The sequence below is a fragment of the Desulfofundulus sp. TPOSR genome, from assembly GCF_011393055.1.
In the GTDB taxonomy this organism is placed as follows: domain Bacteria; phylum Bacillota; class Desulfotomaculia; order Desulfotomaculales; family Desulfovirgulaceae; genus Desulfofundulus; species Desulfofundulus kuznetsovii.
In genome coordinates this window covers 239288-255013 of the sequence record NZ_JAAOEF010000001.1, presented here as the reverse complement: position 1 = coordinate 255013, position 15726 = coordinate 239288, and the positions used below count along the sequence as shown (strand labels likewise).

At 54.2% G+C, this 15726-nt stretch carries 17 protein-coding genes; 8 read left to right on the top strand and 9 right to left on the bottom strand.

From position 1 onward, the window contains the following. Positions 1–133: 133 nt before the first annotated feature. A complete protein-coding gene (gene ylbJ / locus G7K71_RS01380) occupies positions 134–1372 on the bottom strand; it encodes a sporulation integral membrane protein YlbJ (protein ID WP_166342950.1) in 1239 nt (412 codons plus the stop codon). Between the two features lie 224 nt (positions 1373–1596). Here ylbJ and G7K71_RS01375 point away from each other — a divergent pair, with 224 nt between their 5' ends. Beyond that, on the top strand, positions 1597–1974 hold the full coding sequence (locus G7K71_RS01375; protein WP_166342948.1) for an ATP-binding protein: 378 nt from the start codon (positions 1597–1599) through the stop codon (positions 1972–1974). Positions 1975–2093: 119 nt separating this feature from the next. Here the strand turns inward: G7K71_RS01375 and G7K71_RS01370 are convergent, their stop codons facing one another. Next, complete coding sequence (locus G7K71_RS01370; RefSeq protein ID WP_013822362.1) at positions 2094–2288, bottom strand: hypothetical protein; 195 nt, start codon at positions 2286–2288, stop codon at positions 2094–2096. Between the two features lie 92 nt (positions 2289–2380). Here G7K71_RS01370 and G7K71_RS01365 point away from each other — a divergent pair, with 92 nt between their 5' ends. Next, positions 2381–3118: a metallophosphoesterase gene (locus tag G7K71_RS01365; RefSeq protein WP_013822363.1), complete on the top strand. Its 738-nt coding sequence runs from the start codon at positions 2381–2383 to the stop codon at positions 3116–3118. Positions 3119–3283: 165 nt separating this feature from the next. Beyond that, positions 3284–3607 (top strand): hypothetical protein, encoded by a 324-nt coding sequence (locus tag G7K71_RS01360; RefSeq protein WP_013822364.1) that lies wholly within the window; start codon positions 3284–3286, stop codon positions 3605–3607. 264 nt (positions 3608–3871) lie between these two features. Here the strand turns inward: G7K71_RS01360 and G7K71_RS01355 are convergent, their stop codons facing one another. Then, a complete protein-coding gene (locus G7K71_RS01355; RefSeq protein ID WP_166342946.1) occupies positions 3872–5059 on the bottom strand; it encodes a pyridoxal phosphate-dependent aminotransferase in 1188 nt (395 codons plus the stop codon). A 103-nt stretch (positions 5060–5162) separates the two neighbouring features. Between G7K71_RS01355 and G7K71_RS01350 the strand changes: the two genes are divergently transcribed. After that, on the top strand, positions 5163–5819 hold the full coding sequence (locus G7K71_RS01350) for an HAD family hydrolase (RefSeq protein WP_013822367.1): 657 nt from the start codon (positions 5163–5165) through the stop codon (positions 5817–5819). 85 nt (positions 5820–5904) lie between these two features. Here the strand turns inward: G7K71_RS01350 and G7K71_RS01345 are convergent, their stop codons facing one another. From G7K71_RS01345 to G7K71_RS01335, 3 genes are all read right to left on the bottom strand, one after another. Continuing rightward, the gene (locus tag G7K71_RS01345) at positions 5905–6162 is read right to left on the bottom strand and encodes a glutaredoxin domain-containing protein (protein ID WP_313884859.1); all 258 of its coding nucleotides are present in this window, start codon (positions 6160–6162) and stop codon (positions 5905–5907) included. Between the two features lie 78 nt (positions 6163–6240). Continuing rightward, on the bottom strand, positions 6241–6663 hold the full coding sequence (locus G7K71_RS01340; RefSeq protein ID WP_013822369.1) for an Rrf2 family transcriptional regulator: 423 nt from the start codon (positions 6661–6663) through the stop codon (positions 6241–6243). 97 nt (positions 6664–6760) lie between these two features. Further along, the gene (locus G7K71_RS01335; protein WP_013822370.1) at positions 6761–6976 is read right to left on the bottom strand and encodes a hypothetical protein; all 216 of its coding nucleotides are present in this window, start codon (positions 6974–6976) and stop codon (positions 6761–6763) included. A gap of 98 nt (positions 6977–7074) precedes the next feature. On the opposite strand from G7K71_RS01335, the gene adhE reads away from it, so the two are divergent. Then, complete coding sequence (adhE, locus tag G7K71_RS01330; protein ID WP_166342944.1) at positions 7075–9783, top strand: bifunctional acetaldehyde-CoA/alcohol dehydrogenase; 2709 nt, start codon at positions 7075–7077, stop codon at positions 9781–9783. Between the two features lie 241 nt (positions 9784–10024). After that, positions 10025–11287: an SLC13 family permease gene (locus tag G7K71_RS01325; protein WP_166344974.1), complete on the top strand. Its 1263-nt coding sequence runs from the start codon at positions 10025–10027 to the stop codon at positions 11285–11287. A 67-nt stretch (positions 11288–11354) separates the two neighbouring features. Here G7K71_RS01325 and G7K71_RS01320 read toward each other — a convergent pair whose 3' ends face one another. Continuing rightward, complete coding sequence (locus G7K71_RS01320) at positions 11355–12194, bottom strand: SDH family Clp fold serine proteinase (protein ID WP_166342942.1); 840 nt, start codon at positions 12192–12194, stop codon at positions 11355–11357. A gap of 469 nt (positions 12195–12663) precedes the next feature. Here G7K71_RS01320 and lspA point away from each other — a divergent pair, with 469 nt between their 5' ends. Both lspA and G7K71_RS01310 read left to right on the top strand, forming a co-directional pair. Continuing rightward, positions 12664–13140: a signal peptidase II gene (gene lspA / locus G7K71_RS01315; protein WP_166342940.1), complete on the top strand. Its 477-nt coding sequence runs from the start codon at positions 12664–12666 to the stop codon at positions 13138–13140. After that, the gene (locus tag G7K71_RS01310; RefSeq protein WP_166342938.1) at positions 13127–14044 is read left to right on the top strand and encodes an RluA family pseudouridine synthase; all 918 of its coding nucleotides are present in this window, start codon (positions 13127–13129) and stop codon (positions 14042–14044) included. Before lspA ends, G7K71_RS01310 begins: the two co-directional genes overlap by 14 nt. Here the strand turns inward: G7K71_RS01310 and G7K71_RS01305 are convergent. Both G7K71_RS01305 and G7K71_RS01300 read right to left on the bottom strand, forming a co-directional pair. Continuing rightward, on the bottom strand, positions 14041–14496 hold the full coding sequence (locus G7K71_RS01305) for a DUF441 domain-containing protein (RefSeq protein ID WP_013822376.1): 456 nt from the start codon (positions 14494–14496) through the stop codon (positions 14041–14043). The two genes, G7K71_RS01310 and G7K71_RS01305, sit on opposite strands and share 4 nt — an antisense overlap. A gap of 407 nt (positions 14497–14903) precedes the next feature. Next, on the bottom strand, positions 14904–15701 hold the full coding sequence (locus G7K71_RS01300; protein WP_166342936.1) for a phosphosulfolactate synthase: 798 nt from the start codon (positions 15699–15701) through the stop codon (positions 14904–14906). Between the last annotated feature and the right edge of the window lie 25 nt (positions 15702–15726).

Here is a 15726-nt window from a genome sequence, read left to right as displayed (position 1 = left end):
GTCCCGGCTGGTTTCCTGCTGCCGGGTGTATTCAATGCAAAACTTCATCCGGCCAGGAGAATCCCACCCAAAACCATAATTTGCTATCTTATTGTAAGACTATTATAAGTAATTGCTAGAAAAACTGTCAAGATTACCTGGGACGGAGTATAATGACACGTACATGGGTTAGTATGACCAGCACCACGGCCAGCATAATCATGATACCCATGGACAAAAGGAGCAGGAACAGGGAAATAAGGCTTGCGCTCCAAAGGGAAACGGGTTGAGCCGTGGCAAGAAATGGTGCAAAAACGGGTTGGATCAGGGACCGGGTTAAAGCTTCGGCCGGGCCAAACATCAGACAGGTATAAAAGGCGGCAAGGATGGCATGGGCTGCCCTAACCAGTATAAAAGGGCCTATGCGGATATCGGTTCCGGCGATCATGCTGGCCGCCTGGGCCTGTATGGACAGGCCGCTCCAGGCCAGAATCATGGCGACGGCTATCAACTGGTGAAGCAAAGGAGCAGCTGCTTCCGAAGCGAGCTTGGTCCCTGTGGTCATTTCAAAAAGCCCGCTGGCTAGGGCCGGAAGTACTGCCGGCGAGAGGCCGAGAGGCACCAGTACCAGCCCTAATGCCCGGGCCAATAAGCCGATGAAACCAGCTTGAGTAAGCAGGCGAATAATCACGGCAAAAAGAATAATAAAACCGCCGATGTTTAAAAGATTATTGATGGCATTTTTTACGGCATCGCCAATAATCTGGCCTGGGGTACGTTTATCCTGGTGCTGTTGGGTGACCATTTCGGCCAGTGCCCGTTTTAAAATCCAGGTATTCCTGTCGGCCACGGGCCGGGGGAGCACCTCCGGGTCGCGGCGGCCATAAAAACGCAAAGCCAGGCCAAGGGTAAGATTGGCCAGGTAATGGGCACCGGCAATGAGGGGCCCCAGGGAGGCGTTGTGAAACATGCCTACTGCTACGGCCACCAGCATAAATAGGGGGCTGGAGTTGTTGGTAAAAGACATCAGCCGTTCGGCCTCAATTCTTGTGCATAGCTTTTGTGCCCGCAGGCGGGCGGTGACCATGGCTCCGATGGGGTAGCCACTGGTATAACCAATGGCTAGGACAAAGGACCCCGCACCGGGGACGTTAAAAAGGGGGCGCATTACCGGTTCCAGAAGAACACCCATAAAATGCACGACCCCAAAATTCATGAGCAGTTCGGAAACAATGAAAAAAGGCAGAAGGGAAGGGAATACTATATTCCACCAGGCACCAAGGCCGTAAACGGCTCCTTCATAGACGGTTTGGGGCTGCGTAATCATGCCTAGAACAAACAGGAGGGCGCAGGCCGTCCAGAACAGACGTATGGTTTCCTGGTGTTTTTGCATTTTTGGTCACCCGCTTTACACCGCATTAATTGCAGCCGTCCGGGGCAGCTGGGGTTTGGCGACCCTTTTATAATATTATGGGGCTTTTTAGACCGGTAGACCACTCCTTAGGCCATGTGAGAATAGTCACAGCCGCTCAGGGAAGAAGCGCACAGTGTTTGCGGACAGAATCGGTTATTTTAATGGCAGGAAGTGGTGTAATATAGCAAGAGGGGGGTTCTTTCATGCCTAAACGTCAGATCGTGCGCATAGACGAGGAAAAATGTACCGGTTGCGGTCTGTGTGTGACCCCTTGTGCCGAAGGGGCTATCCAGATTGTGGATGGTAAGGCCCGGGTGGTTCGGGAGGAATTATGCGATGGTGCTGGTTTTTGTATCGGCGTTTGTCCGGCGGGCGCCCTTTCCATTGAAGAGCGGGAAGCGCCGGCCTTTTCCGAAGAGGCCGTCCACGAGTACTTGAAGAATAAGGAAAAAACATACCTTACCCAAACCTGCTTCCGCTGTGGAAACACCGAGGACCGCATTCCCTTGCTCCCTTGCCGGTACCGGGGCGAAAGCCTCTGGGTGTGCACCCGCTGCCTGCCGCCGCTTATTCACGGTTAAACCTCTATCGACGTGTTATGAAAAAAAGATGCGACTTCTGCCGCAAGTCGCATCTTTTTTTCCCCGCGGGAGGAGCAGGAGTCCGGACAGATGTGTCGAAGAGGAATGCTAGGGCCGGGTTAACGGGAGTATTGACAGTAGCATTTGATGCATTTACCCCTGGAACCTTTGAACAGGTCGCGAAATAGCTGATCCAGTTCAGCATGTTTTAAGCGAATCAAGCCTTCGGGATTGGCAAGGACATTGTTGACAAACAGGCGAATGTAAACGTGTTCCTGGGTTTCGACCACCACCACGAGTTTGTACTCATTCACCGGGTTACACCCCTTTATTCTTAAAAGTTCCCCCCTTTTTCGGAGCACCCGGCTCCGGGCCAGGGCACGCTGGGTGGGAGAGTGAGACTAAAATGAAAATATATGCTATCAGCGACTTACATTTGTCTTTTTCCAGGGCACCGGATCCGTTAAACTGGGGGGACAGTCCGGAGTATAAGCCTATGGTCGAGGTAGATGAGTCGTGGGCCGCTCATGCATCCCGCATCTACGAAAACTGGACGCGGATCGTTACTGACGACGATGTGGTGCTGGTGGGCGGGGACATCTCCTGGGCTATGCGTTTGGAGGAAGCCCGGCCGGACTTGCATTTTCTCGGTTTGCTGCCGGGACTCATAGTAGCCGTCCAGGGCAACCATGATTACTGGTGGCAGAGTATCTCCCGGGTGCGGGCAATGGCTCCTCCTAATATGCGCTTGATCCAGAACGACCACATACGGCTGGGTGATCTGGTCATCTGCGGTACCCGGGGATGGCTGTGCCCCAACGGTGCCTTTTTCAAGGATGAAGATATGAAAATTTACAGGCGCGAACTCATCCGGTTACGGAACTCCCTGGAAAGCGTGCAAGGGTCTGCGGAGGAAATCATTGTCATGATGCATTATATGCCGACCAACGAAAAACACGAATACAGTGGATTTATCGAAATTTTTCAGGAGTACGGCGTAAAACACGTAGTTTACGGCCACCTGCATGCCCGGGCCTGCCGTTACCGTTTGCCCGATCAGGCCTGGGGGATTAACTTTTATCTCACCAGCGCCGACTATTTATCTTTCACACCGCGCTTGATTATGAATTGGCCCCCTTGTTAAAAAAACAGGTATTTTGCCTTAACAAGGGAAAAATTCCATTTTAAAAGGGGGGCAGGAGTTTAATCTTTTATATCTAATATAAACTGAAAAGAAAGGTTTTTAAAGACCTGAGTGAGGGGAAATAGGTAGTGTTTTTTTGGGGGTAAAATAAGGGAGGGGTTATATTTGGCTAAATTTATTTGTGACACCTGCGGCAAGGAAGTGCAGGTCATTGACGGGGTGGTTTCCTGGACCAGGGAAGAAAAGGAGTTGCGCAATTTCAAACTCACCCACAAGGAAAACCTTGGTACGGGCTGCCAGCCGGATAACAACCGTTACCGGGAATTGTACACGCTAACCCTGGCCAGCGGTTTTATGGAGTTTGTGCAGTACCTCCTGGAACGGTGGGCGGATGGACTGGTTTTAAGAGATCCTGAAACTCTGCGTAATGTCATGCGTCAGTTGAACCTGCACATGCATGAAAAATTGTTGATGCTGGTGGAGGAATAAAACGGGTTGAACAATTTGCCCTGAGAAGCTCTGCTTGTGCAGCAGGGCTTTTAATTTTTTGTCCGGGCGGCCGCCCCCGTCGCTCCGTGCTACGGGCCGGATGAAACAACGGTTCGCCAATCTCAACCCAGCGCTCACTGGTAAGGTACTCCTTCTGAGTAACGTTGTTTACATATGCTCAATGGCTATTCTAACGAAAGAGTTGTTTAGTGAGTGCGGGGTTGCTCCTTCAGGGACAGCCGCTACGAGACAGTGTTTGCTGGTTTACAAAAGGCCAAGTTCCCGGGCCAGTTGTGTCCAGGCGGGCAAAGAATTGAGGATTATTTGTTTGCTTATGCAATAGGAGATGCGGAAGTAACCCGGCAAACCAAAACCGCTCCCCGGTACCACCAGAATATTATGTTTTTGGGCAAGCCGGGCGAATTCCAGGTCGTCGGGCAGGGGAGAGCGAGGGAACAAGTAAAAGGCCCCCTGGGGTTTTACCATCTCGAAGCCCAGGGAAACCAGGTGATTATACAACAGGTCGCGTTTTTCCTGGTAGGCGGCAATGTCCACCTTTTCCCGCTGCAATTTGGCCACCAGCCGCTGCATCAGCGCGGGGGCGTTAACAAATCCCAGGGTGCGGTTGCAGAAAACCAGCCCTTCCAGCAGCAGGTCGCCTTCACTAATCTCCGGGTGAACGGCAGTATACCCAATGCGCTCACCGGGCAGGGCCAGGTCCTTGCTGTGGGAAGTAACCACGATACTGTTGCGGGTGAAATGGAAGACGCTGGGTAATTCTATCCCATCGTAAATTATTTTGGCATAGGGTTCATCGGAAATTAAATAAATGGTAGTGCCCAGCTCTTCCCCTTTTTTATCCAGAAGCTTTCCCAGTTCCGCCAGACAGGCAGCTCCGTATACCACCCCCGTGGGGTTATTGGGTGAATTAATGATCACTGCCTTGGTCCTGGAGGTAATGGCTTTTTCCAGGGCCGCCAGATCCGGTTGAAAGTCCGGGCCCGTGGGCACCTCTTTAATAACCCCGCCATGGTTATCCACGTAAAAACGGTACTCAACGAAATAGGGAACTAATACAATGACCTCGTCCCCCTGATCCAGCAGAGTTTTTAATACTACGTTTAACCCTCCCCCGGCACCCACGGTCATTACCACGTGCCGGGCGCGGAAAGGCAACCCCGTTTCTTCAGCCAGCACTTCAGCTACTGCCCGGCGGGTTTCCTCGTAGCCGGCGTTGCTCATGTAGCGATGCATCCCCGGGATGGGGTTTGCGGCCAGTTTACGTAGTTCCTCTTTAAAGGCCGCCGGAGGTTCCACGTCGGGATTACCCAGGGTAAAATCATACACCTTGTCGGCACCGTAAATGGCGCGCAACCGCTCTCCCTCTTCAAACATTTTGCGGATCCAGGAAGCCTGGGAAAGAAATCCGGCAATCTTTTTGCTTATTGTCACAATTAACCCTCCTTTGGGTTTTGGAATTCGCCGTAGAGCAAAAAATACCTGCTTGTCAACCGGCATTTATGCTATACTGTTGAAGGAAAGGCGGGTATGAACCATGTGCATACAGGTGGCTTTGTTTGATCTGGACGGCACCCTGGCCGACTCCCTACCTCTGATCATGCATACTTACCGGCGGGTATTCGATGAAATGGGCATCCCCTGGATCAATGACAATGTCATGCGCTGGATTGGCCGTCCCATCGTGGACATTGCGCGGCATTTTGCCGGGGGGGAAAGGGCGGAAGAGTTTATCCAGCGCTATCAGCACCACTACCACCGTGATCACGACCGTTATACGCGGCTTTTCCCGGGTACGCTGGAAATGCTCCAGGATCTGCGCGCCCAGGGCTTACATCTGGGCATCGTTACGTCCAAAGGGAAGACCGGTGCCTGGAACACGCTCAGATTTACCGGCCTGGATAGCCTGATGGATGTGGTGGTTACCGCCCATGACGTGGAAAAGCATAAGCCCCTACCCGATCCCATCCTCAAAGCCCTGGAAGCTCTTCGCATCCACCCTCGGGAAGCAGTCTATGTGGGAGACAGCCATTATGATATCCAGGCCGGCCAGGCGGCCGGAACGCTGACCCTGGGTGTCACCTGGGGTGCGACCCCCCGGGAGGAATTGGAACGTTATCAACCCGACGGGCTGCTGGAATCCTGGGCGGATTTAAAGTCGTTTCTAGAGAAAGCTAATAGAAACTGCCGCTGACCCCAGGAAATATTTGGTGCCAACTGGTGCAAAAAAAGGGATGGGGTCCGGTGTTGGCACCCCATCCCTTTCATACGGCATTTTCCTAAGTCATCCGCAAGGGTTCTTCCGCGAGGAGGTGATCCCATTTTTCCGGTAAGTAGCCCACCACGATATGACCGTCCACATCGATGGTGGGGCACTCGATGCGCCCGGTCTTGTAGCGCAATTCCCCCCTTGCTCCGGGATCTCGAATGCTTTTTTCTTCGTAGTTAATCCCTCTGTTTTCTAGAAACTGCCTTGCCTTTTGGCAATTGTCACAGTGGGGCGACACGTAAAGGATTACATGATAATCCCCCAACACGGGCACCTCCATCTCTGGATTTTACCCTATTTTGCCCCGGTATGGGGGAATTTTCTCCCCGTACGGGCCGGGCTGTTTTTAACGGGATCCCGGTGAGCCGCCGGCCAGCTGGGCAAAGTTGTAGCGCTTAAATTCCTGGACGAGGGTTTCCTGGATGGATCCCAGGACCCGGTGCACGGGACAGTGGGGAGGCCCCTGCTTGCTGCAAAATTCCGCGTCCACCAGGCAACGGTTTATTTGTACCGGTCCCTCCACGGCCACCAACACGTCCAACAGGGTGATTTCCGCGGGCGGCCGGGCCAGGGCGTAGCCTCCCCCCACGCCGCGGTAGGAATCTACGATGCCCGCCTTGGTGAGCAGGCGTAAAATTTTCAACAAGAAACGCATGGGTATACATTCCCGCCTGGCGATGACCTGCGCTTCGACCACCTCTCCAGGGGGTAACTGGGCCAGATAGAGCACGGCTCGAAAAGCGTAATCTGTAGCCTGATTAAGCCTCATCCATTGTCCCCCGTTCTCAAAGTATACTTAACTGGTTAACTTTGAGGTATATTCTAGCTGGCCCTCTTTGTGCCTGTCAAGGGGGGAAATTAGTTTTTCAGTTCTCATTGTTCACCGGTACGGCCACGTGCCGATCCCGGCCGCAGGCCGGGCAGGAAAAGAGATGCACGCAGACAGGCGCCTCAAAGGACAGGTTGAAGTAAGGGCTGTAGGGTCCGTAATAGTCGGTGACCGGGCCGGTATCCTCCAGGGGAGTTCCGCACGTGCAAATATGCCGACCGGTGTAAATGCCGTTGCAGAGCGGGCAGGCCATCTAAAGCAACCCCTTTCTTTTGAAGTTTTATTTTGGCTCGCTGGGTAAGGCATATTCCTTCTTTTGCTGGAAATAATGAGAGGGGAGGTGTCGGCAAAGTGGCTGAGCAGGGAAATTTTCCTGAAATTGACGCCCTGGTGGAAAGGGCCAACCAGGCGGCCCGGGAATTTGCCCGCCTGGATCAGGAGGCGGTGGACCGCATTGTGCTCAATATGGCCCTGGCCGGGCTGGACAAGCATATGGAACTGGCCCGCATGGCTGTGGAAGAAACGGGCCGGGGTGTTTATGAAGACAAGGCGACCAAAAACATTTTTGCCACGGAGGCGGTTTATCATAGCATTAAATACGCCAAAACCGTGGGTGTCATAGAAGACAATGAGGAAGAGGGGTACCTGGAAGTGGCCGAGCCCGTGGGAGTGGTGGCTGCCGTGGTGCCCGTAACCAATCCCACTTCCACCACCATGTTTAAGTCCCTGATCTGCGCCAAAACCCGGAACCCGGTGATCTTCAGCTTCCATCCGGGAGCCCAGCGTTGCAGCGCCGCGGCGGCCAAGATCATGCTGGAAGCGGCGGTTGCTGCCGGGGCCCCCGCAAACTGCATTTCCTGGCTGGAAAACCCCAACTACGACACCACGGGCTATTTAATGCGGCACCCCGGCGTGGCCTTGATTGTGGCCACCGGGGGGGCCGGGCTGGTGCGGGCGGCCTACAGTACCGGGAAGCCCGCCCTTGGCGTGGGGCCGGGAAACGTGCCCTGCTACATTGAAAAGACCGCCAATTTGAGGCGGGCGGTAACAGACCTGATCATGAGCAAGACCTTTGACAACGGTTTAATCTGTGCTTCCGAACAAAGTGTGATCATTGACCGGGAAGTGGCCGACCAGGTTATGGACCTCATGAAGGAAAATGGCTGCTATTTCCTGAATGATGAGGAAACCCGCCTGCTGGAAGAATTGGCCGTGGAACAGGGGAATTGTACATTAAATCCCCGGGTGGCCGGGCAATCGGCCCGGAGGATTGCGGAGATGGCCGGTTTTGCTGTGCCGCCGGACACAAGGGTCCTGGTAGTTCGCCTGGCCGGGGTGGGGCCGGAATACCCCCTGTCCATGGAAAAGTTAAGCCCCATCCTCTCCTGCTATATCGTGGAAAGTTTTGCCGAAGGGTTGGAGTTATGTGAAAAAGTGGTGGAATTTGGCGGGCTGGGCCACACGGCGGTCATTCATTCCGAAGATCAAAAAGTCATTGAAGAGTTCTCCCGCCGCATTCGCACCGGGAGGATTATCGTCAATTCGCCGGCCACACACGGGGCCATCGGGGATATCTACAACGTGAACGTGCCTTCCTTTACCCTGGGCTGCGGCTCTATGGGCAGCAATTCCACCACTTCCAATGTCAGTGTGGAAAACCTGATCAACATTAAGCGGGTGGCCAAGCGCCGGGCTAAGCTGCAATGGTTCCGGGTTCCCGAACGGATCTATTTTGAACCCGGTTCCATACAGTATTTGCGCAAACTCCCCGGGGTGGAGAGGGCCTTTATCGTCACCGACCCGGATATTAAGCGTCTGGGTTTTGTAGACAAGGTGCTTTATCATCTAAACCACCGTAATAACCGGGTGGTTACCGAGGTCTTTTACGAGGTGGAACCGGACCCCTCGGTAGAAACGGTGCGCCGGGGATGTGCGGTGATGAACCGGTTTCGTCCCGACACCATTATTGCCGTGGGAGGCGGTTCGGCCATTGACGCTGCCAAGGCCATGTGGCTTTTTTATGAACACCCGGAAGTGGAGTTTGAGTTTCTCAAACTCAAGTTTATGGATATTCGCAAGCGCACTTACAAGTACCCCAAACTGGGGCGCAAGGCGCAGCTGGTGGCCATACCCACCACCAGTGGCACCGGTTCGGAAGTAACGGCCTTTGCCGTCATTACCAACAAGGGCGAGCAGGTGAAATATCCCCTGGCCGATTACGAACTCACACCCGACGTGGCCATTATTGACCCGGATTTTGCCCGCACCATGCCTGACAGGGTGGCGGCCGACACGGGTATGGACGTGCTTACCCACGCCCTGGAGGCCTACGTTTCGGTAATGGCCTCGGATTATACCGATGCCATGGCGGCCAAGGCCGTAGAACTGGTCTTTCACTACCTGCCCCGTTCTTACCGGAATGCCCGGGACCACAAAGCCCGGGAAAAAATGCACAATGCCTCCTGTATTGCGGGTATGGCTTTTACCAATGCGTTTCTAGGCATCAATCACGCCATGGCCCACCAGCTGGGGTCAGCCTTTCACATTCCCCACGGCCGTGCCAATGCCGTCCTGCTACCCTACGTGGTGGCTTACAATGCCAGCCGGCCGACCAAATTTGTTTCCTTTCCCCAGTACGAATACTTCCACGCCCCGGAGAAATACTGGCAGCTGGCCCGGTTGCTGGATTTGCCTGCAGGTACGGTGGAAGAGGGGGTGAGGAGCCTCATTGGAGCCATCTTCCGGCTGTTAAGGGAACTGGACATGCCCCTTACCGTGGCGGATCTGGGTATTGAACGGGCAGTATATGAGCGCAGAATCTCCGAAATGGCCGACCGGGCCTTTGCCGATCAGACCGCCACCACCAACCCCCGTTTCCCCCTGGTGGCCGAACTGGCCGACCTTTACCGTCTGGCCTACGGTCCCCCGTTGTCCCGGGAAGTGGGTGAGGGGCTTTTAGATTTTTCCCTCCTTCAGGGGTACAGGGATGGTATGGCCGTCCCGTGGCCTTTCCGGGACGGGGATGCTCCGGAAATCAGGCCGGAAAATCCGTTACAGTGATTGCCACTGGCACTCATTGAAAAAAGCCCTTGCTATGTGCCGGGGGCAGCCATGCCAGACCAGAAACCGGTGATTGCCGGACTCTTTTTTATCCACCGGCAGGGAAACCCGTCGGCCTGTCGAATTCTCTCTGAATCTGCCGGAAAGTCTATTCAGAGGAAAGGCAGCCGCCCGGGGATTTGGCGTTGCCTTGATCAGTTAACAGGGGGGCAATCAATTGGCGTTTCCAAACCTGCAGGTTATGCTGGCCACCGGTGTTTTCCTGCTCAGTTACGTCTTGATTATCGCGGAAAAAATTCACCGCACCGTAGTGGCCCTGTCGGGCGGGGCCATTCTGATCCTGGCCGGAATCATTTCCCAGGAAGAGGCAGTGAAGGCCATTGATTTTAATACCATCGGCCTTCTGGTGGGCATGATGCTTATTGTGAGCATTACCCGCCGTTCCGGAGTTTTTGAATACCTGGCCATCAAAGCAGCCAGGCTGGCCCGGGGGGAACCGGCGGCCATTATGGTTTACCTGGCCACTGTCACCGCCATTCTTTCAGCCTTCCTGGATAACGTGACCACGGTACTGCTGATCGTGCCGGTAACCTTTGCCATTGCCGGGCAGCTAAAAATCAATCCCTGGCCCTTTCTTATTGCCGAAGTGCTGGCATCCAATATCGGCGGGACGGCCACTTTAATTGGAGACCCGCCCAACATTATGATCGGCAGTGCGGCGCGCCTGGGGTTTGTTGATTTTCTGGTCAATCTTACGCCGGTGGTGGTGGTGATTCACCTCTTTACTGTGGCGGGCCTGTGGCTAATTTACCGACGACAACTGGTGGTATCCCCGGAATTGAAAGCTGAAATCATGCAGCTGGATGAAAATGAGCAGATTAAAGACGGGGTGCTTTTGAGAAAATCCCTGGCGGTACTGGCCCTGACCATCCTGGGCTTTCTTGTGCACCAGTATCTGCACCTGGAAAGCGCTACCATCGCCCTGGCCGGAGCCAGTTTGCTGCTGCTAATCACCAGGGAAGATCCAGCCTATGTGTTGCAGGCAGTGGAGTGGCCGGTCATCTTTTTCTTTGTCGGCCTGTTTATCCTGGTGGGGGGACTGGTAGAGACAGGGGTAATCGAAACCCTGGCCAGGGAATCCCTGCAGTTTACCGGCGGCAGGTTGACTGCCACGGCCATGCTCATCCTCTGGCTTTCGGCTATTGCTTCCGCTTTTATAGATAACATTCCCTTTGTGGCCACCATGATCCCTTTAATCCAGGACATGGGCCGCCTGGGTCACCTGCCGTCCCTACTGCCCCTCTGGTGGGCCCTTTCCCTGGGGGCCTGCCTGGGGGGAAACGGGACACTCATCGGGGCTTCGGCCAATGTGGTGGTGGCCGGTATGGCCGAAAAAAGGGGGGTCTTCATAAGTTTTGTGGACTTTATGAAAGTAGCCTTTCCTTTGATGATTATATCTATTATCATCTCCACCCTTTACCTGTGGCTGTTTTACCTGCAGTAAAAAAAGCCGGTGATTGACCGGCTAATTGCATTCAAGGCGAGAAGAGGGGGATATATTAAAACGCTAACTACCGGTCGTTCGGCTGGGTTTCCCGGGTGTAGGGCAGGGGGATATACTGTACCGACGGGCGGCGCTGGGCCGGCTGGGGATAAAGGTCCATCAGGGCATAGATTTCCGGCGGTAGTTCGGCACAAACCGGGAAGCCCAGTTCCCGTAATTGTTCACAGGTCAGGGGGTAATCGTGGGTCCACTGGCCGCTGGTAAGTAAACGGCTAATTTGGCGGGCTTTTTCCGGGGACATTTTTTCCACCAGCAAACGGTAAACAAAGTCCTCCACCTGATTCAGGGCCTTGGAAGCAATGTCGGCCAGCATCAGGGTACGGTCATCCACCCGTTCCCGGCCTTTGATTTGTACAGCTTCCAGAATAGATGCTGCCGGGAGTTCACCCAGTTGTGGATCTACTGGACCCAGAACGGCGTTTTCATCCATCAGAATCTCGTCCGCGGCCAGGGCAATCATGGTCCCCCCGCTCATGGCATAGTGGGGGACAAAAACCGTTACTTTGGCTTTATGCTTTTGCAGCGCCCGGGCAATTTGTTCCGCCGCCAGCACCAATCCTCCCGGCGTATGCAGGACCAGGTCGATGGGCATGTCGTCGGGTGTCAGGCGAATGGCACGTAAGACAGCTTCCGAGTCCTCCACATTTATGTAGCGGGATATGGGAATGCCCAATAAACTCAGTGACTCCTGGCGGTGGATCAAGGTGATCACCCGGCTACCCCTCTTTTTCTCCAGGCTCCGGATCAAGCGCAGCCGCACGGTTTCCAGGCGGTATTGCCGGGAGGCGGGTAGTAAAGCCAAAAGAATAAAAAAAATCCATAACAGATCGCCAAAGGAAAATGTCATAATTTTTTTCACCTCTTTTTATTTTGGACCAAAGAGCTGTTTCTTATAGCTGGAAGTAGTAAACTACTCAACAGTTGCCGCTGTAATTTGCCGCTGGGAGTGCGGGGTATGAGAGGCACTAGAAGATAGCACTCGGGCTGCTCGTTCCAGGGGATTTCCGGACGGCGGCAGATAAAATTTCTCAGCCCTGGCCGTTCCATGAGGAAGCCCCTTTTCCCGTTCTGGAAGGCTGCACCGGGAGTCCTTAATGTCAGGTGTCGTTGCCGGCTACACTCTGGCGGTTGACCTTGCTGCCCTGGGAGTTGGTGTTTGCATTAATGGAAATAAGGCTGGGTTTTGCTCCCCAACCCATTTTCATGGTATTATATGCTGGGGTGCAGGGGGGAAGTGCCTGGCCGAGCGGGTTAAGGCCCTGTGATTAAATGTTTTAAAAGGCCCGACACGGGCCATGGATTGTAAAGGGGGAGAAATGTTGCCTTTCTGGTTAACCGCCCTGGTTACTCTTGTGTTGGATCAGGCTTCCAAGGAACTGGTTCAGCGCCTGATGTGGGAGGGGCAATCCGTTCCGGTTATTCCGTACATTTTTCATCTCACTTATATACGCAATCCGGGGGCGGCCTTTGGTCTATTTGCCTACCGCACCGGCTTTTTTATCGCGGTTACCCTGCTTGTCGTAGCCGGGGCGCTGGTTGCTGCACTGCGCCTTTCCCCCGGGCGGCATATGCTTCGTTTATCCCTGGGATTGGTCATGGGGGGTGCCCTGGGCAACCTCATAGACCGGGTCCGTTTTGGGCTGGTGGTGGATTTTCTTGACTTTCGGGTATGGCCGGTTTTTAATCTGGCGGACATGGCCATAGTGATTGGGGCCTTTTTACTGGTTTTTGCGGTCTGGCGGGAGGACCGGGAAAGGGAACGTGAAAGGATGGGGCCCGGTGCAGAAAATTAGTTACCATCGGGTCGAGGAGGAAAACGCCGGGGAACGCCTGGATGTTTTTTTAGTTAAAGAAAACCCGGATCTCTCCCGGTCCCATATCCAGAGATTAATAGCCGAGCAGCAGGTAACGGTAAACGGTGAGCCCGCGCGCTCCAGTTACCGGGTGAAGCCGGGGGACGAGGTGGTGCTGAAGATACCCTTGCCCCGGGAACTGGAAGTGGTTCCGGAAAACATCCCCCTGGACATCTATTATGAAGACGGGGATGTGGTGGTGGTAAATAAACCCCGTGGTATGGTCGTACACCCGGCGGAAGGGAACTACAGTGGAACCCTGGTAAACGCCCTTTTATACCATTGCCGGGACCTGTCCGGAGTGAACGGAGTAATGCGGCCCGGTATCGTACACCGGTTGGATAAAGATACGTCGGGTCTGATTATGGTGGCTAAAAACGACTTTACTCACCTGGAGCTGGCCCGGCAGCTAAAAGACCGCCGGGTTACCAGACGTTACACTGCCCTGGCCCATGGAAACTTCAAGGAGGACCGGGGTACGGTAGACGCTCCTATTGGCCGTCACCCCCGGGACCGGCAGCGCATGGCCGTGGTAAGTCGGGGAGGGCGCCATGCCGTAACCCATTATATGGTAAAGGAACGTTTTGGCCAGTACACCCTGCTGGAGCTAAAGCTGGAAACCGGCCGGACTCACCAGATCCGGGTCCATATGGCCTACCTGGGACATCCCCTGGTGGGTGATTTAAAATACGGGCCGGCCCGGCCCCACTTCGGCCTGCAGGGCCAGTTTTTGCACGCGGCAACGCTGGGCTTTCACCACCCCAGGCGGGGAGAATATTTGGAGTTCACCGCTCCGTTGCCCGGGGAACTGGCGGATATTCTTGTCCGGTTGCGTCAGGGCTAGTGCTTTAACCAGGCAGCCAGCTCCATAAAAAGGGCGGTAATACCGGCAGCCATAAGGGGACCCACAGGCACCCCGCCTAAAAAGACAATACCAAAAATCGAGCCAATCATCAGGCCAAAGATAATTTCCGGATGCAATTGCAGGAGCTTCAATCCCTCCCCATTGAGATGGGTGGCCAGCGCCCCGCCAAATAGAGCGAGCAACCCGGGCAGGGAGGTAAGGTTATAAAGCATTTCCCGCTCGCTGATCTTGCCCGTGGCTACGGGTACCAGGATGGAGAGTAAAAGGAACAACAGGCCCAGCTCCAAACCGCGCTTTTCCAGCAGGGGGAAGATAAAATTCAGGTTGGCGAGTTTGATGATGAGTAAAACACAGGCTGCCATAGCAATGAGATTGGAGCGAGCGACAATGCCGATCAACAACAGCGCGACCAATAGGGTGACTCCGGGCATGGCCTTCCCCTCTCTAAGTTTCTTTGGTTTAAAATATGTACGAGCCATGGGCAATATTACCAGTAAGAAGCAAAGCCGCCCAAGGCGGCGTAAATGTTCAGTGAACCCGCTTTGGTGCCGCATTGTCCACGCTCACTCCAGTGCTCTGCGTTGACAGCACCGCGGTTCGCTTCGGACCGGACTAGCGGCGCTGCAAAGGCGGCATGGCAGTTGCACCTTACTGTCATTTTTTTGCCGTTTCAGTAAGTTACCTTACATCGCTCCGCAAGTCGTTCGCTTTGGGCAACGCGGCACTTTGCCTATATGGTAGTGGTTTTACTGAACATTTCCAAGGCGGCTTTACTTTTCCGGAACAGCGTCGGGGATACCTTTTGGGAACCTTTGTAAATTAGCTGGTTACCTAAAAGTTATAAAGTAGATTTGAGGGTATCGGCCCGGAGACCAACCCGCAGGGCTTCCAGGGCCAGGACTTCGTGGGGAGGGATGTTACCCAGGTTGACGTTAGGACCAAAGCGCAGGATCAATTCTTCCTGCTGGTTCTTGCGTGGCGCTTCCCAGATCAGTACGCGGGGATCGCCGATGCCGCAAAGCAGTTCCTCCAGTTCCTCATAGATGAACCGCCCCTGACCATCATAAAGGCCCACGTTGATACCCGACTCCCGGCCTTCCAGGATGACCCTGTAAGCCCCGTGCTGGAGATCCCGGCGGATCTGCTCTACTAAATGCTGGACTGCGCGGTGTTCCCCATTTTTTTTGCCCACTTCCGTTAACACCTTGAGGCCCAGATCGGCGGCCCGGGCAATGGCTTTTTCCCTGATCTCGGGTGAAAGGGTGATCGTTCCGTCGGATACTTCGACGGCTGTAAAGCCAATGCTCTTGGCCAGGTACAGGTACTCCTCAATTTTTTCCTGTAGTATGGCCACCTCAAAGAACGTTCCCCCGGGGTAGATGTCTATACCGAAGGACTTGACGAGATGAACTTTTTCCTCTAACACCTCCGGAGCATATAAAGCGGGAGTACCGAATCCCAGCTTAAAAAAATCGATGTATTGGCCGCATACATGTAAGATATCCTTTGTTTCTACCAGGCCCAGGCCCTTGTCAATGATCATGGTCAAGCCCTGCTGCCGCGGTTTTTCCAATCTCTTGCCCAGGGGGAAGCTAAGGAATGCCTGCCATGTCCGGGTACCCTCCTGTTCACTCATGCTCTCAAGCTCCTTTCGGGGATGG

Coding starts and splice junctions, on each gene's coding strand:
- ylbJ (WP_166342950.1), bottom strand. CDS start 1,372: ATGCAAAAACACCAGGAAACCATACGTCTGTTCTGGACGGCCTGCGCC.
- G7K71_RS01320 (WP_166342942.1), bottom strand. CDS start 12,194: ATGACATTTTCCTTTGGCGATCTGTTATGGATTTTTTTTATTCTTTTG.
- G7K71_RS01300 (WP_166342936.1), bottom strand. CDS start 15,701: ATGAGTGAACAGGAGGGTACCCGGACATGGCAGGCATTCCTTAGCTTC.
- lspA (WP_166342940.1), top strand. CDS start 12,664: ATGTTGCCTTTCTGGTTAACCGCCCTGGTTACTCTTGTGTTGGATCAG.
- G7K71_RS01305 (WP_013822376.1), bottom strand. CDS start 14,496: ATGCCCGGAGTCACCCTATTGGTCGCGCTGTTGTTGATCGGCATTGTC.
- G7K71_RS01350 (WP_013822367.1), top strand. CDS start 5,163: ATGTGCATACAGGTGGCTTTGTTTGATCTGGACGGCACCCTGGCCGAC.
- G7K71_RS01340 (WP_013822369.1), bottom strand. CDS start 6,663: ATGAGGCTTAATCAGGCTACAGATTACGCTTTTCGAGCCGTGCTCTAT.
- G7K71_RS01335 (WP_013822370.1), bottom strand. CDS start 6,976: ATGGCCTGCCCGCTCTGCAACGGCATTTACACCGGTCGGCATATTTGC.
- G7K71_RS01375 (WP_166342948.1), top strand. CDS start 1,597: ATGCCTAAACGTCAGATCGTGCGCATAGACGAGGAAAAATGTACCGGT.
- G7K71_RS01365 (WP_013822363.1), top strand. CDS start 2,381: ATGAAAATATATGCTATCAGCGACTTACATTTGTCTTTTTCCAGGGCA.
- G7K71_RS01325 (WP_166344974.1), top strand. CDS start 10,025: ATGCTGGCCACCGGTGTTTTCCTGCTCAGTTACGTCTTGATTATCGCG.